The 487-nt window shown below is 63.2% G+C and carries 1 pseudogene; it reads right to left on the minus strand.

Features of this window, described 5'->3' with window-relative positions:
* Window positions 1-487, minus strand: a pseudogene (locus EOA29_RS39770) (DUF4350 domain-containing protein); the annotation flags it as partial.

The following is a 487-nucleotide window of genomic DNA, read 5'->3' on the forward strand; positions in this document are numbered from 1 at the left end:
GTTCCAGCATGGCGATCATGTCGAGCGCGGCCGCGGCCTTTTGCGGATCCTTCAGCGCCGCGTTGTTGATGAGGTCGGGATCGGTCAGGATGTAGAACGGCTCGTTGTCGAGTTCGGCGAGAACGGCCTTGCCGTCGCCGGCAGCGATCAGCGGATGATCGTCGGCCACCCATTGCAGGTCCTCGGGCACGGCGATCTTGCGCCCTTCGACATCGATCTGATCGACCGTCACCTTGCCTTCGCCGAGCTTGGCCTTGGCGAGGCGTCCGAGCCAATCGTTGACGACCGTGTTCGGCAACCGATCGACCTTCGTCTCCCAGCCTTGATGGTCCAGCAACGGCATGGTCTGCCATTTGGGCAGCACGAACAGCGTGTCCTTGCCCGAGCGCAGCTTGATGATGCGCTGAAGCGCCGCCGGGTCGCTCTCCGGCGCGATGGTGACGATGAGCAGGAAGGTGGACGCCAGAGGGGATTCCAGATCCTTCTC

Source organism: Mesorhizobium sp. M1E.F.Ca.ET.063.01.1.1 (assembly GCF_003998155.1).
Taxonomy (GTDB): Bacteria; Pseudomonadota; Alphaproteobacteria; order Rhizobiales; family Rhizobiaceae; genus Mesorhizobium.